Source organism: Streptomyces sp. NBC_00286 (assembly GCF_036173125.1).
Taxonomy (GTDB): Bacteria; Actinomycetota; Actinomycetes; order Streptomycetales; family Streptomycetaceae; genus Streptomyces.
Genome location: NZ_CP108054.1, coordinates 1,393,330 through 1,407,936 on the forward strand (window position 1 = coordinate 1,393,330; position 14,607 = coordinate 1,407,936).

13 protein-coding genes are annotated in these 14,607 nt (G+C 70.1%); 5 read left to right on the forward strand and 8 right to left on the reverse strand.

All coding sequences use genetic code 11. The features are described 5' to 3' along the window. Positions 1–180 precede the first annotated feature (180 nt). Both OHT21_RS06420 and OHT21_RS06425 read left to right on the forward strand, forming a co-directional pair. Positions 181–1,737: a M1 family metallopeptidase gene (locus OHT21_RS06420; RefSeq protein ID WP_328767271.1), complete on the forward strand. Its 1,557-nt coding sequence runs from the start codon at positions 181–183 to the stop codon at positions 1,735–1,737. Positions 1,738–1,880: 143 nt separating this feature from the next. Beyond that, positions 1,881–2,579: a MerR family transcriptional regulator gene (locus tag OHT21_RS06425; protein WP_328767272.1), complete on the forward strand. Its 699-nt coding sequence runs from the start codon at positions 1,881–1,883 to the stop codon at positions 2,577–2,579. A 51-nt stretch (positions 2,580–2,630) separates the two neighbouring features. Here the strand turns inward: OHT21_RS06425 and OHT21_RS06430 are convergent, their stop codons facing one another. From OHT21_RS06430 to OHT21_RS06445, 4 genes are all read right to left on the reverse strand, one after another. Next, on the reverse strand, positions 2,631–4,817 hold the full coding sequence (locus OHT21_RS06430; RefSeq protein ID WP_328767273.1) for a 3-hydroxyacyl-CoA dehydrogenase NAD-binding domain-containing protein: 2,187 nt from the start codon (positions 4,815–4,817) through the stop codon (positions 2,631–2,633). A gap of 74 nt (positions 4,818–4,891) precedes the next feature. Continuing rightward, a complete protein-coding gene (locus OHT21_RS06435) occupies positions 4,892–6,106 on the reverse strand; it encodes an acetyl-CoA C-acetyltransferase (RefSeq protein WP_328767274.1) in 1,215 nt (404 codons plus the stop codon). Positions 6,107–6,355: 249 nt separating this feature from the next. Beyond that, positions 6,356–7,486 (reverse strand): CaiB/BaiF CoA transferase family protein, encoded by a 1,131-nt coding sequence (locus OHT21_RS06440; RefSeq protein WP_328767275.1) that lies wholly within the window; start codon positions 7,484–7,486, stop codon positions 6,356–6,358. Between the two features lie 173 nt (positions 7,487–7,659). Continuing rightward, positions 7,660–8,082, reverse strand: a complete 423-nt coding sequence (locus OHT21_RS06445) for an MmcQ/YjbR family DNA-binding protein (protein WP_328767276.1) — start codon at positions 8,080–8,082, stop codon at positions 7,660–7,662. A 72-nt stretch (positions 8,083–8,154) separates the two neighbouring features. Between OHT21_RS06445 and OHT21_RS06450 the strand changes: the two genes are divergently transcribed. After that, positions 8,155–9,345, forward strand: a complete 1,191-nt coding sequence (locus OHT21_RS06450) for a saccharopine dehydrogenase family protein (RefSeq protein WP_328767277.1) — start codon at positions 8,155–8,157, stop codon at positions 9,343–9,345. 201 nt (positions 9,346–9,546) lie between these two features. Here the strand turns inward: OHT21_RS06450 and mmpA are convergent, their stop codons facing one another. From mmpA to OHT21_RS06470, 4 genes are all read right to left on the reverse strand, one after another. Continuing rightward, positions 9,547–9,687 (reverse strand): morphogenic membrane protein MmpA, encoded by a 141-nt coding sequence (gene mmpA, locus OHT21_RS06455; protein ID WP_328767278.1) that lies wholly within the window; start codon positions 9,685–9,687, stop codon positions 9,547–9,549. 49 nt (positions 9,688–9,736) lie between these two features. Further along, positions 9,737–10,432 carry an endonuclease V gene (locus OHT21_RS06460; RefSeq protein WP_328767279.1) on the reverse strand — a complete coding sequence of 232 codons (696 nt, stop codon included), beginning with the start codon at positions 10,430–10,432 and terminating at the stop codon, positions 9,737–9,739. A 41-nt stretch (positions 10,433–10,473) separates the two neighbouring features. Next, positions 10,474–10,794, reverse strand: a complete 321-nt coding sequence (locus OHT21_RS06465) for a plasmid stabilization protein (protein WP_328767280.1) — start codon at positions 10,792–10,794, stop codon at positions 10,474–10,476. Positions 10,795–10,870: 76 nt separating this feature from the next. Beyond that, a complete protein-coding gene (locus tag OHT21_RS06470) occupies positions 10,871–12,007 on the reverse strand; it encodes a WD40/YVTN/BNR-like repeat-containing protein (RefSeq protein WP_443050323.1) in 1,137 nt (378 codons plus the stop codon). Between the two features lie 203 nt (positions 12,008–12,210). Between OHT21_RS06470 and OHT21_RS06475 the strand changes: the two genes are divergently transcribed. Both OHT21_RS06475 and OHT21_RS06480 read left to right on the forward strand, forming a co-directional pair. Then, positions 12,211–12,627 carry an SsgA family sporulation/cell division regulator gene (locus OHT21_RS06475; protein ID WP_328767281.1) on the forward strand — a complete coding sequence of 139 codons (417 nt, stop codon included), beginning with the start codon at positions 12,211–12,213 and terminating at the stop codon, positions 12,625–12,627. A 344-nt stretch (positions 12,628–12,971) separates the two neighbouring features. Next, a complete protein-coding gene (locus OHT21_RS06480; RefSeq protein WP_328767282.1) occupies positions 12,972–14,603 on the forward strand; it encodes an ABC-F family ATP-binding cassette domain-containing protein in 1,632 nt (543 codons plus the stop codon). The last annotated feature ends 4 nt before the right edge of the window (positions 14,604–14,607 follow it).

Here is a 14,607-nt window from a genome sequence, read left to right on the forward strand (position 1 = left end):
GGGAGCCGAGGGGCCGAACGGGTCCTGCGGTGAGGAGGTGTCAGAAAGGCCCGTGGGATGAAGTAGCTCATGTCGGCCGAATGGCGATCGTGTGACAGGGGCGGCCGTGGACACGACAGGGACCACAGGGACTGAATAGGGTCCGAACAGACTTCATGCCCCCACGACTTGGAGCTGAACGTGCACCGCAGAATCATCGCCCCGGGCGCACTCGCGGTCTCTCTGATGCTGGCGATCCCGGCATCGGCGGCCGACTACGAGCCTGGAGCGCCGGGCATCGGCGACCCCTACTACCCGGCCTACGGCAACGGCGGATACGACGTCTCGCACTACGACCTCCGGCTCAAGTACCGACCGGAAACAGACAAGTTGGAGGGCACGGCGACTCTCCTCGCCACCACCACGCAGGACTTGTCGCGGTTCAATCTGGACTTTCTGCTCGACGTGAGCGAGGTGCGGGTCAACGGCGCCAAGGCGTCGTTCAAGACCTCCGATGAGCATGAACTGGAGGTCACGCCGAAGACGCCGCTGCCCAAGGGCACGCCCGTCACCGTCGTGGTGCGCTACAGCGGGGTGCCGTCCTCGAAGTCGGCGTACGGCTTCACCAGTTGGCACCGCACCGCGGACGGCGGCGTCGGGGCGAACGAACCCGAGGCGGCCTGGTGGTGGTTCCCGAGCAACGACCATCCGCTGGACAAGGCCACCTACGACGTGTCGGTGGCGGTGCCGGACGGTTCGCAGGCGATCTCCAACGGCACGCTCCAGTCGACGAGTTCACGGGCCGGCTGGACGCGCTTCAACTGGCGGTCCAACAAGCCGCAGGCCACGTATCTCGCCACGCTGGCGATCGGGAAGTTCGACGTCACGACCGGCAAGTCGGAGAGCGGCATCCCGATCGTCAACGCGTACAGCAAGGAACTCGGCGACCACTACGGGGCGGCGCGCGCGAGCATCGAGCGCACCGGGGAGGTCGCCGACTGGCTGACGGAGTACTTCGGGCCGTACCCGTTCAACGCGCTCGGCGGCTACGTCCCGAACACCACCGAGACCGGGTACGCGCTGGAGACCCAGACGCGGCCCTTCTACAGCCCGCGCCAGTTCGCGAACGGTACGAACGTGTCGGTGGTCGTCCATGAGCTGGCCCACCAGTGGTACGGCAACCTCGTGTCCGTCGCCGGCTGGAAGGACATCTGGATCAACGAGGGCTTCGCGCGGTATGCGCAGTGGCTGTGGTCGGAGCACGAGGGCGAGGGGACGGCGCAGGAGCTCGCGGACTATGTGTACGCGTCGCTTCCGGCCGACGACCCGTTCTGGAAGGTCCGGCCCGGGGATCCGGGGCCGGAGAACCAGTTCCATCTCGCGGTGTACGACCGGGGCGCCCTGGCCCTCCAGGCCCTGCGCAACGAGATCGGCGACGAGGACTTCTTCGCCATCCTGAGGGGCTGGCCGAAGGAGCACGCGCACGGCAACGCGACGGTCGGCGAGTTCGTGAAGTACGCCGAGCGGATCTCCGGCCGGCCGCTTGCCGCCCTCTTCGACACCTGGCTCTACCAGCCCTCGAAGCCGAGCGCGCCCGCGGCCCGGGAGGCCTCGATCGCGCCGCTGACCGGGACGGCTCCGGACCAGCCGAAGTCCTGGAAGGAGATCGCCGCGACGAACGGCGTGCACGATCACGGGGACGAGCACAAGCACAAGAAGGGGCACGGGCACGAGAAGGAGCACGAGAGCGAGCAATAAATCAGGCGAGGCGACGGTGGGCGGGCGGTGAGCTGGTGAGCTGCCCGCCCACGGCGCTTTCCCAGCGCTGGTGAGACAGCAATACTGTTGCACCGCACCCGGGCGGGGGACCGCAGCAGTCGCAGTACGCGAAGGAGCAGGCCATGACGACGGACATCGAGGAGCCGAAGCTCACCGTCGACGAACTGGCCGCGCGGGCGGGTGTCACGGTGCGCACGGTCCGCTTCTACAGCACGAAGGGTCTGCTCCCGCCGCCCGTGATCGGTCCGCGCCGGGTGGGGCACTACGGCCCGGAGCACCTCTCCCGGCTGGCGCTGATCGAGGAGTTGCAGCAGCAGGGCATGACACTCGCGGCCATCGAGCGGTATCTGCAGCAGCTGCCGCCGGATCTGGACGCCCGTGACCTCGCCATTCACCGGGCAGTGGTGGCGTCCTGGGCTCCGGACGCCGTGGAAACGGTGACGCGGGCGGAGCTGGAGCGGCGGGCGGGGCGCGCGCTCGGCGACGACGACGTGGAGCGACTGGCGGCGATGGGTGTGATCGAGGCCGGCGACGGTGACTACCGCGTCGACCTCGGCCTGCTGCGGCTGGGGGTCGGGCTGCTGGACGTACCGCTGTCGCACGAGGCGATCCTCGCGGCGCGCGGCGTCCTCATCGAGCACTCGCGTGCCGCCGCGCACGAGCTGTCGCGACTCTTCCGCGACGAGGTTTCCGAACGCGCGGCGCAGGACGTGAAGTCGCTCTCCGCCCATATGCAGCCTCTGGTGGTGCAGGCATTGCTGACCACGTTCCAGCGCTCGCTCAACGCGGAGCTGCGGGAGTGGCTCAGCAGCCCCCGCTGAACGGGGCCGTTCCGGTCTCCCGAAACGGCCCTCGATCGCACCGTACTCACCTCACGCGTCGCTGAACCGCTCCCCCTTCTCCGCCTTCTCGACGAGCAGCGCCGGCGGCGTGAACCGCTCCCCGTAGCGCTCGGCGAGCTCGCGCGCGCGTGCCACGAATCCGGGCAGCCCGGCACCTGCCCCGGCGTAGCCGTCGTAGCCGTTGATGTACTGCAGGACGCCACCGGTCCAGCCGGGGAAGCCGATCCCGAGGATGGACCCGATGTTGGCGTCGGCGACGGACGTCAGGACGCCCTCCTCGATGAGCCTGACCGTGTCCAGCGCCTCGGCGAAGAGCATGCGTTCCTGCATGTCCTTGAACGGGATCTCGGCGCCCTCGCGCGTGAAGTGCTCCCGCAGTCCGGGCCACAGGCCCGTGCGCTTCCCGTCGGCGTACTCGTAGAAGCCCGCGCCGCCGCTGCGGCCCGTACGTCCGAACTCGTCGACCATGCGGTCGATCACCGCCTCGGCGGGATGCGTCGCCCAGGTGCCGCCGGACTCCTCGACGGCCCGCTTCGTCTCGGCGCGGATTTTGCGCGGCAGGGTGAGCGTCAGCTCGTCCATGAGCGAGAGGACCTTGGCCGGATAGCCCGACTGGGCCGCGGCCTGCTCGACGGAGGCTGGCTCGATGCCCTCGCCGACCATCGCCACGCCCTCGTCGAGGAAGTGCCCGATGACCCGGGAGGTGAAGAAGCCGCGCGAGTCGTTGACGACGATCGGGGTCTTCTTGATCTGCCGTACGAGGTCGAAGGCCCGCGCGAGGGCTTCCTCGCCGGTTCGTTCGCCCTTGATGATCTCGACGAGCGGCATCTTGTCGACGGGCGAGAAGAAGTGCAGCCCGATGAAGTCGGCCTGCCGCTCGACGCCTTCGGCGAGGGCGGTGATCGGCAGCGTCGAGGTGTTGGAGCACAGCAGCGCGTCCGGCTCGACGATGTGCTGGATCTCCTGGAACACCTTGTGCTTGAGCGCCGGGTCCTCGAAGACGGCCTCGATCACGGCGTCGCAGGCGGCGAGGTCCTGCGGGTCGGCGGTGGGGGTGATGCGGGCGAGGAGCGCGTCGGCCTTGTCCTGGGTGGTACGTCCCCGGGAGACGGCCTTGGCGCAGAGCTTCTCGGAGTAGCTCTTGCCCTTGGCCGCCGCCTCGGCCGAGACGTCCTTGAGGACGACGTCGATGCCCGCGCGTGCACACGAGTACGCGATGCCGGCGCCCATCATTCCGGCGCCCAGGACGGCTACCTTGCGGACCTGGCGCGGCTCGATGCCCTTGGGGCGGTTGGCGCCGGAGTTGACGGCCTGGAGGTCGAAGAAAAAGGCCTGGATCATGTTCTTGGAGGTCTGGCCCGCGGCCAGCTCCACGAAGTAACGCGACTCGATGACCTGCGCGGTCTCGAAGTCCACCTGGGAGCCCTCGACCGCCGCCGCGAGGATGTTGCGCGGGGCCGGATAGGGCGCGCCGCCCGTCTGCTTGCGCAGGGTCGCCGGGAAGGCGGGCAGGTTCGCCGCGAACTTGGGGCTGGACGGTGTGCCGCCGGGGATGCGGTAGCCGGGCTTGTCCCAGGGTTGCGAGGACTCCGGGTTGGCCTCGATGAAGGCGCGGGCCTTGGCGAGCAACTCCTCCTGTGTGGTGGCCACTTCGTGGACGAGGCCGTTCTCGAGCGCACGCTGCGGGCTGTACTGGGTGCCCTGGAGGAGCACCTTGAGCAGGGCGTCGGCGATGCCCAGGAGGCGTACGGTCCTGACGACGCCGCCGCCTCCGGGCAGCAGGCCGAGGGTGACCTCGGGGCAGCCGATCTTGGAGCCGGGGGCGTCGAGGGCGATGCGGTGGTGCGAGGCCAGGGCGATCTCGTAACCGCCGCCCAGGGCGGCGCCGTTCATCGCGGCGACGACGGGCTTGCCCAGCGTCTCGATACGGCGGAGGTCGCGCTTGATGGCCATGCCCCGCTCGAAGGCGTACTGGGCGTTCTCCGGGGTGACCGCGATCAGTTCACGCAGGTCGCCGCCCGCGAAGAAGGTCTTCTTGGCGGAGGTGAAGATGATGCCGCGGATGGAGTCCTGCTCGGCCTCCAGCCGGTCGGCGATCGTGGTGAGCGACTCCCGGAACGCCTGGTTCATGGTGTTCGCGGACTGGTTCGGGTCGTCGAGGACGAGGGTGACGACGCCGGTCCTGTCCTGTTCCCAGCGGATGGTGCTCTCGGTCATGGCTGTTGCTCCGTAAAGGGGACGCCGCAAGGGCGGTGGGGGCCATAGGAGGGGGACGGGACGGACAGGACGTACTACAGACGCTCGACGATCGTGGCGATGCCCATACCACCGCCGACGCAGAGCGTGGCGAGGCCGAACCGCTTGTCCTGGCGCTCCAGTTCGTCGACGAGGGTGCCGAGGATCATCGCTCCGGTGGCGCCCAAGGGGTGACCGAGTGCGATCGCTCCGCCGTTGACGTTGACCTTGTCCAGGGACAGGCCCATGTCCTTGACGAAGCGGAGGACGACGGCGGCGAAGGCTTCGTTGATCTCGACCAGGTCGATGTCGTCGATGGTCAGTCCGGCCTTGGCGAGCGCCTTGCGGGTCGCGGGCGCGGGCCCGGTGAGCATGATCGTGGGCTCGGAGCCGGAGACGGCGGCGGCGACGATCCGGGCGCGCGGCGTCAGCCCGTACCGCTCCCCCACCTCGCGCGAACCGACCGCCACCAGCGAGGCGCCGTCCACGATGCCGGAGGAGTTGCCCGCGTGATGAACGTGGTCGATCTTCTCCACCCAGTGGTACTTCTGCAGCGCCACGGCGTCGAAGCCGCCCAGGTCACCGATGTCCGCGAACGACGGCTTGAGGCCCGCCAGAGAGTCAGCGGTGGTGCCGGGGCGCAGGTGCTCGTCATGGTCCAGCACGACGAGTCCGCTGCGGTCCTTCACCGGCACGACGGACCGCTCGAAGCGGCCGTCCTTCCAGGCCGCCGCGGCACGCTCCTGGGACAGGGCCGCGTACTCGTCGACGTCGCGGCGCGTAAAGCCCTCGATGGTGGCGATGAGGTCGGCGCCGATGCCCTGGGGGACGAAGTTGGTGGCGATGTTGGTCATCGGGTCGGCGAACCAGGCGCCGCCATCGGAGGCCATCGGCACCCGCGACATCGACTCGACCCCGCCCGCCAGCACCAGGTCCTCCCATCCCGAACGGACCTTCATCGCGGCCAAGTTGACGGCTTCGAGACCGGAGGCACAGAAGCGGTTCTCCTGGACGCCCGCCACCGTGTCGGGCAGTCCGGCCGCGATGGCGGCGATCCGCGCGATGTCCGAGCCCTGGTCGCCGACCGGGCCGACGACACCGAGCACGATGTCGTCGATCGCGGCCGGGTCGAGGTCCGGGAAGCGGCTCCGGAGCTCGTGGATGAGTCCGACGACGAGGTCGATGGGCTTGGTGCCGTGCAGGGCGCCGTTCGCCTTGCCGCGTCCGCGCGGGGTGCGGATCGCGTCGTACACATACGCTTCGGTGCTCATTAGAGGACCCTTTCTTGTGCAGCCCTGGATAGGTTTGTGACCTCTCGGTCCCGGTGGGTGCATGGCCGTGGGTGCGCGCTACGCGATAGCCACAGTGAGTGACGCCAGCCCCGCCGGGCCGAGGCCGTCTGATCGGCATCAGGGACACGCCCCGTCGAGGGCCGATTAATGAGCTCCCGGCAGACGTCCTCGCCACCGGGCAGGTGCTCCGCGCACAACTCAGGAGTACTTCTTTCGTGTAAGGCCGCTTCATTCGGGGCCGTCCTTCAGGAGGCCGGGTACGTCCCAGTCGCGGGCCACGTCCTCCGTGTCCGCGCCCGGCTGTGCGGGACCGCTGCGGACCGATGTCGGGGTGGCGGAGAAGCGGGGGGCGGGGGCGGGCTGGGTGATGCCGCCGTGGTCGGTGAAGGTGCCTCGGGCGGCGAGGTGCGGGTGGTGCGGCGCCTCGCCCAGGGACAGGACCGGCGCCACGCACGCGTCGGAGCCCTCGAAGAGCGCGGTCCACTCGTCGCGCGTACGGGTCTTGAAGCGGGCCGCGACCGCCTCGCGCAGCTCGCCCCAGCGCGCCGGGTCCTTGTGGGCCGAGGCGTGTTCCGGGATGCCGAGGAGGTCCAAGAACTCGGCGTAGAACTGCTTCTCCAGCGCGCCCACCGCCATGTACTGCCCGTCGGCCGTCTCATACGTGCCGTAGTACGGGCAGCCTCCGTCGAGGAGGTTGGCGCCGCGCCGGTCCTGCCAGCGTCCGGCGGCGAACATGCCGTGGATCATCGCGCCCAGGTGGGCGGCCCCGTCGACGATGGCCGCGTCCACGACCTGTCCCGTACCGGTCGCGCGGGCGTGGTGGAGGGCGGCGAGGACGCCGACGACGAGGTAGAGCGAGCCGCCCGCGTAGTCGCCGAGCAGGTTCGCGGGGACGGCGGGCGGTGCGTCCGGGGCGCCGATCATGCCGAGGGTGCCGGTCAGCGCGATGTACGCGATGTCGTGGCCCGCGCGCTGGGCGAGCGGTCCCTGCTGGCCCCAGCCCGTCATCCGCCCGTAGACGAGCTTCGGGTTGCGGGCGTGGCAGGTCTCGGGGCCCACACCGAGGCGCTCGGCGACGCCGGGGCGGTAACCCTCGATGAGGATGTCGGCGCGTTCGACCAGGTCGAGGACGCGTTCCGGGCCGTCATCAGCCTTCAGGTCGACGACCACGGACCGTTTGTTGCGGTTGGTGATGTCGTAGCCCGGATTGATCGCGAGGCCCGCGCCTGTGGGCCGGTCCACGCGGACGACGTCGGCGCCCAGGTCGGCGAGGAGCATGCCGGCGAACGGGCCGGGCCCGATGCCGGCCAGCTCGATCACGCGCACCCCGGAGAGCGGGCCGTGCCCTGCCGCTGTCATAGGGCCCCCTGCCACTGTGACACTACTGATGTAACACCTACGATGCTAAGAACGTGTTCGACGGCGCACAAGACTCTGGCGAGCAAGCGCTTAGCCAAGTCGCTTAGTCATTCTGAACGCCCGGCCCCGCCAAGGGAATCGGCAGGGGAACCGCCAGAAGATCGCCAGAAGGATCAGCGCGCGTCCAGCTCCGCTATGAGCTTCTTCGGGGCGATCGCGCGGTAGCTCTCCTCGACCCAGTCGCACAGCAGCTCAGCGGCCGGAGAGCCCTTCTCCTCCAGCGGGAGGCTCACCCAGCCCGCCTTCCCGAGGCCGTACCCAGCGGGCTCGGCGCCCGGCGAGGTCATCGCGTGGGCGTGCGCCGCCTCGTCCTTGAGCTTCACGGTCATGCCCATGGGATAGCTGCCGTCCGTCACACCGAGGAAGACGAACACCTTCTTGTTGACCTTCGCGACGGTCTCGCCCCAGGGGAAATCCTCGGTCGCACCCGGCAGCCCGAGGGCGAACTCGCGCACTTTCTCCCACTTCTTCAGTGCGGTCTGGGTCGCGGCCACGGCTGCCTCCGGTTGTTGGTGCGACTCATCGCACGGGATCATGGTTCGGCTCCTCGTACTTCAAGCTAGCCTCAGCCACTGACAACGGCGCGGGGAGCAGGGCAGAGAGGTGCCATGAGCAGCCAGAACGGGACGGAGCGGGCGTACGACGTCGTGCTCTTCGGGGCCACGGGGTTCGTCGGAAGGCTCACCGCGGAGTACCTCGCCGCGCACGCACCCGCGGGGCTGCGCTGGGCGATCGCGGCGCGCGACACCGCGAAGCTGGAGCGGCTGCGGGAGCGGCTGGCCTCGATCGACCCGGGCTGCGCCGAGTTGCCCGTGCTCCGGGCGGACGTCGCCGATCCGGCCTCCGTGCGCGAACTCGCGGCCCACGCGCGCGTGGTGGCCACGACGGTGGGGCCCTACCTGGAATACGGCGAGGAGCTGCTCGCCGCCTGCGCGAACGCCGGCACCGACTACGTCGACCTCTGCGGAGAGCCCGAGTTCGTGGACCTCATGTATGTGCGGCACGACGCACGCGCGCGTGAGACCGGGGCGCGGCTGGTGCACGCGTGCGGCTTCGACTCCATTCCGCACGACCTGGGCGCGTACTTCACGGTCCGTCAGCTTCCCGAAGGGGTGCCGCTGACCGTGGACGGGTACGTGCGGGCCGACGGGATGTTCTCGGGCGGTACGTTCGGATCGGCCCTGAACCAGTTCTCGCGCGGTCCGCAGATGGTGGCCGCGGCGCGGGACCGCGGACGGCACGAGCCGCGCCTGGTCGGCCGACGGGCGTACGCGCCGCTCGGCGCGCCTCGGTACGCCAAGGAGGTCGGGGCGTGGGCGGTGCCGCTGCCCACGATCGACGCCCAGATCGTGCAGCGCTCGGCCCGCGCCCTGGAGCGGTACGGGCCCGACTTCCGCTACCGGCACTACGCGGCCGCCAAGCGGCTGCCGTTCGCGGTGGGCGGGGTGGCCGCGGCCGGCGCGGCCTTCGCGGCGGCACAGCTGCCACCGGCCCGGCGCTGGCTGTCGGACCGCCTCAAGCCCGGGGAGGGGCCGAGCGAGGAGAAGCGGGCGAGGAGCTGGTTCTCGGTGCGGTTCGTGGGCGAGGGCGGCGGGCACCGCGTGTTCACGGAGGTAGCGGGCGGCGACCCCGGCTACGGCGAGACCGCCAAGATGCTCGCCGAGTCCGCCCTGTGCCTGGCCTTCGACGAACTCCCGCCGACATCGGGCCAGGTCACGACGGCGGTGGCGATGGGCGACAAGCTCATCGAGCGCCTACGGGAGGCGGGGATCAGCTTCCGGGTCGCGGCGGCACGCTAGCGCTCGGCTGGACGGGCAGTTTGGAAGCTGCGAGTTCGTTGTGGCTTGTCGCGCCCACGCGGCGGAGCCGCATATGTCACAGCCCCGCGCCCCTGAAGGGGCTCGGTGTCGCACCGGGCTTCGGCGGGCTCGCGTAGGCGCGCTGCCAACGCGGCGGAGCGCAGATCATCGGCCGAGGCCGACATGCCCCACGGCCAGGCCCTACCACCCCATGACCGTGTAGATCATCCCCGCTATCCAGCCGACCCCGGCGAGGACTGCGACGATCAAGCCCGCCATCACGGCGCGCTCGACGGGCTGGCTGGGGCTGGCGGCGGGCTTCGTGGCGCGGTGTGTCGTCATGCGGGCCAGCCTGCCGAGCGGGACGGGGCCTCGGCATCCGTACAAGTACTCAGACGACGTACTCAGTCGCCTTCAGGGTCTTGCGGCACAGCGCGTCCGCGCGGCGGGTCGTCTCCGGGAGGCGGAAGCGGGGCGCGAGGCGCAGGGTGTGGGCGCAGGCGTTGTCCAGGGTCACCCGGTGGCCGACCGAGACGAAGACCGGCTTGATGCCCTCCTGGGTGCGCAGCGCCCGGCCGACCTCCTCCTCGCCCGCGAGCAGCGGGGACGAGGATCCGCGTGGGGCGCCCGGTTCCTCGTACACGAAGGTGAACGGGTTCTTGGCGACGCCGATCACCGGCAGGCCCGTAAGGACGCCGAGGTGGCTGGCCAGTCCGAAGCGGCGGGGGTGGGCGAGGCCGTAGCCGTCGCAGACGACGAGGCCCGGCTCGCAGGGCAACGCTTCGAGGGCGGCCAGCACGGCGGGGATCTCGCGGAAGGCCAGCAGTCCGGGGACGTAGGGGAAGGACACCCGTCCCGCGGCCGTAGTCTCGGCCACCACGTCGAGACTCGCCGCGTCCAGGACGACGGCCGCGGCCACGACGACGTCACGTTCGTCGTCGTACGCCACGTCCACCCCCGTCACCCGGCCGGTCCCCGGCGGCGGCCCCGGCTCGTCGAGTACGAGGCGCCCGCGCAACTCGTCCTGCACGGCACGTGCTTGCTCTTCGGTGGCGGGCCAGCCCGCAGGGATCCGTACGCTCGTCATGGTGGATTCGAGCGTACGCGGCCCGGTGACGAGGGTGGCGTTCAGCGGCCGAGGGCCCTCGACAGCTCCTCCTTGTTCATCTTGGAGCGGCCCTCGATGTTGCGGCTCTTCGCCTCCTCGTAGAGCTGGTCGTACGTGGCCCCTCCGCGGGACTCACGGCTGCCGCGTCGTCCGCCCGAGGTGTCCTGGGCCGACGTACGGCTCGTGCTCGTGCTCTTCGACTCGCCGCGCTGAGCGCGTTCCTTGTTGGTGGTGCGGGCGGCGATCTCCTCGGCGCGCTTCTCGCTCGCGCCGCGTTCGCGTTCGCTCTCCCTGATGTGTTCCTGCTGGCGTTCCCGCTTGGAACTCGAGCCACGTGCCATGGCCGGACTCCTTGCTGCTAGAAGACTGCTGGAAGCCGCCCCTCTTCCAGCCAAGCACGGCCCGGGCCCACCCGCATCAGCGCTCCAGGCGGGCCACCCGGCCCTTCTCCCCGGAGGCCCAGCAGCCCAGGTCGGGGATGCAGTCGACGGTGTCGTACGAGCCCGTGTCGACGGTGCGCCAGGTGCGACCGCCGTCGGTGGTGAGGTCGGTTCCGGTGGGGCCGACCGCGAGGGCGGACGTGCGGCTGTGCGGGAGCCAGGCGACGCCGGAGCGGTAGGCGGGCGGCGGCTGTGCGGCGGGCGTCCAGGTGCGGCCGGCGTCGCCGCTGACGGCGGCGGCCTGCGGTGACGGCTGGTCCGCGCGGTAGTCGCCGCCGACCGCGATGCCGTGCGTACGGTCGCGGAAGGCGAGGGCGAAGACACCGCGCGCCGGATCGCCCGCGGGAATCGGGGTGTCGGCGGCCTTCCAGGTCAGGCCGCGGTCGGAGGAGTGCAGCACGCGCGCTCGTGCGGCCCCGCCCGTGGCCATCCACACATCGCGCGGCCCCGAGCTGACCAGGCACTGCCCACTGGCGGCGAAGCCGGCCTCGCCCTCCTGCGCCGCGGGCATTCCGTCGCTGGGCAGCACCTTCCAGGAGCGTCCGCCGTCGCTGGTCGACAGGATGCGGAACTTTCCGTCCACGGGGTCGCTCATCGCCAGTCCGTGGCGCCGGTCGAAAAACGTCACGCAGTCGTAGAAGGCCTTCGCGTCGGTGTTGCGGAAGGACTCCGTCCAGGTCGCGCCGCCGTCGTCGGTACGGAAGATCCGTGAGGCCTCGCCCTCGCCGATGGCCAGCACCACGGCTCGCTTGCGGTCGAACGCCTCGATGTCCCGGAACTCCAACTCGGCGGCGCCGGGCGGCGATACGTTCCGCCAGCTCGCGCCGCCGTCGGACGTGCGCAGCACGGTGCCGCGGGAGCCGGCCAGCCAGGCGGTGTTTCGGCTGACGGCGGACAGGCCGCGGAAGCGTACGTCGGTGCCGCTGTCCTTGAGCTCCCAGTGCGGAGGCCGCCTGTCCGGTTCCTTTGCCTGTGCGGGCGCGGCGAGCGAAGCGAGATGGGGGTCCCCCCGGACGGAGTCTGGGGGAGCGGCGGCAAGCGCGGCCCCGCACACCCCCGCCGTCAGCAGTTGCCTCGTGAATCTCTTCGGTCGCGTCTTCCCCAAGCCCCTCATGGCGGGCGAAGCTAGCCCACTCCCCCGGTGGCGTCCAGATGCCCCAACTGACAACGGTGGCCCCATCGGTGATTGAAGGCGGTGACACAGGTCACTCGAAGTTGGTGCCTTTTCGTGAGCACGGAATGGCTGATTCTGTCGTCTCTTCAAGTGCCCGGCGTCATCCGTTCACCGTTCGTCAAGCCGTCACAAGGGAGCAGGCGTTGTCAACTGTCATCGAGCAGCCTGTTGAGGCCCGCCTCGTCGCCGCCGCGCCGCGGATGCCGAGCATCCCCGCGGCGCTCCACTACGACCCCCGTGAACCGTTCGCCGTCCGTATGACCTTCCCGGCCCCGGCCACCCTCGAAGGCGTGGACGTCTGCTGGACCTTCGCCCGTGAGCTGCTCGTCTCGGGTCTGGGGGAGCCGGTGGGTCACGGCGACGTACGGGTCCGTCCGTACGGCTACGACCGCATCGTCCTGGAGTTCCACGCCCCCGAGGGCACCGCAGTGGTGCACGTCCGCGCGGGCGAACTGCGGCGCTTCCTCGACAGCACGACGGAGCTGGTGCCGCTCGGCCTGGAGCAACAGCACCAGGACATGGACCACGCCCTGGCCGAACTCCTCCGTGACGCTGGCTGATCGCGCCCGCTGATCCCTCGGGGAGAGGCGGGCCACAACCGGGGGCCTCGTTAATGCGTTGACACGCCCCGGGCCCCATCCTACGGTGTACAGCGGTTCTGTTGCCGTCGATTGGAGAAGGACGTTGCTCGTCTGAGGTCCTGAGACACCGCGTCACACCTGTCTGTGGTGTGCGCCGCGTGCGACCTCGGCATACGAGCCGTCCTCCGGAGCGGGATCTTCCCCCGGACCTCCAGGACTCCTGGCCTTTCCTCACGGCCGTCGTCGCCTCCCGGTGCCCTGCGGGTGCATGCCGGTGTCTCGATACGCGTTGCCCTGACCGCATCAAGCAACCGCGAGGCCGCATGTCTACCTTCCCCACCTCCATCACCTGCACCTCCCTCAGCTTCACCTGGCCGGACGGCAGCACCGTCTTCGACGATCTCCAGGTCGCCTTCGGGCCCGGCAGAACCGGTCTCGTCGGCGTCAACGGGTCAGGAAAATCAGCCCTGTTGAAGCTGATCGCCGGGCAGCTCACCCCGACCGACGGCACGGTCAGGGTGGCGGGCGAGGTCGGCTACCTGCCGCAGAACGTCACCCTCGACACCTCACTGCGCGTCGACAAGGCGCTCGACATCGCCGCCAAGCGCGCCGCGCTGCACGCCATCGAGGCGGGCGACGTCGCCGAGCACCACTTCGACGTCGTCGGCGACGACTGGGACGTAGAGGAACGCGCCGTTGCGACGCTCGGCGAACTCGGCCTCGGCCACATCGAGTTGGACCGTACGATCGGCGAGGTCTCGGGCGGCGAGTCCGTCCTGCTGCGCCTTGCCGCGCTGCTGCTGCGCCGACCCGACGTACTCCTGCTGGACGAGCCCACCAACAACCTCGACCTGTACGCCCGTAGGCGCCTGTATGCCGCGGTCGAAGCCTGGTCCGGAGTGATGGTCGTGGTCAGCCACGACCGTGAACTCCTCGAACTGGTCGACCAGATCGCCGATCTCCGCTCCGGAGAAGTGACTTGGTACGGCGGCAACTTCTCGGCGTACGAGGACGCCCTCGCCACCGAGCAGGAGGCGGCCGAGCGCATGGTGCGTGTCGCCGAGGCCGACATGAAGAAGCAGAAGCGTGAACTGACCGAGGCGCAGGTCAAGTTGGCGCGTCGCAAGCGGTACGCGCAGAAGATGTACGACACGAAGCGCGAGCCCCGGGCCGTGATGAAGCTGAAGAGCCGCTCGGCCCAGGTGTCGGCCGGCAAGCACCGCATCATGCACGAGGAGAAGCTCGCCGAGGCCAAGGAACGGCTCGATGAGGCGGTCGACGCCGTACGGGACGACGACGAGATCCGCGTGGAGCTGCCGTACACGGCGGTGCCGCCCGGCCGTACCGTACTCACGCTCCTGGACCTGGAGTTGAGATACGGCGCCCGCCTGGCCGGCGGCTTCGAGCTGCGCGGCCCCGAGCGGATCGCGCTGATCGGGCGCAACGGCGCGGGCAAGACGACACTGCTGCGGACGATCTCCGGGGAACTGGAACCGGTCTCCGGCGAGGCCCGGGCGCACGTACCCATGCGCTTCCTGCCGCAGCGCCTCGACGTCCTGGACGACGACCTGACCGTGGCCGAGAACGTCGCGCGTTTCGCACCCAGCGCCACGAACAACCGGATCCGGGCCCGCCTCGCCCGCTTCCTGTTCAAGGGCGCCCGCGCCGACCAGCGCGCCGAGACGCTCTCCGGCGGCGAACGCTTCCGGGCCACGCTGGCCGCCCTGATCCTGGCCGAGCCCGCGCCCCAGCTGCTGATGCTCGACGAGCCGACGAACAACCTCGACATGGCGAGCGTGCGGCAGCTGACCTCGGCCCTGGAGTCGTACGAGGGCGCGCTGATCGTGGCGAGCCACGACGTGCCGTTCCTGGAGTCGATCGGGATCACACGCTGGCTGCTGCTGGACGGAGAACTCAAGGAAATCACGCCAGAAGCTGTCGGGTACCCCGGCTAGCTTC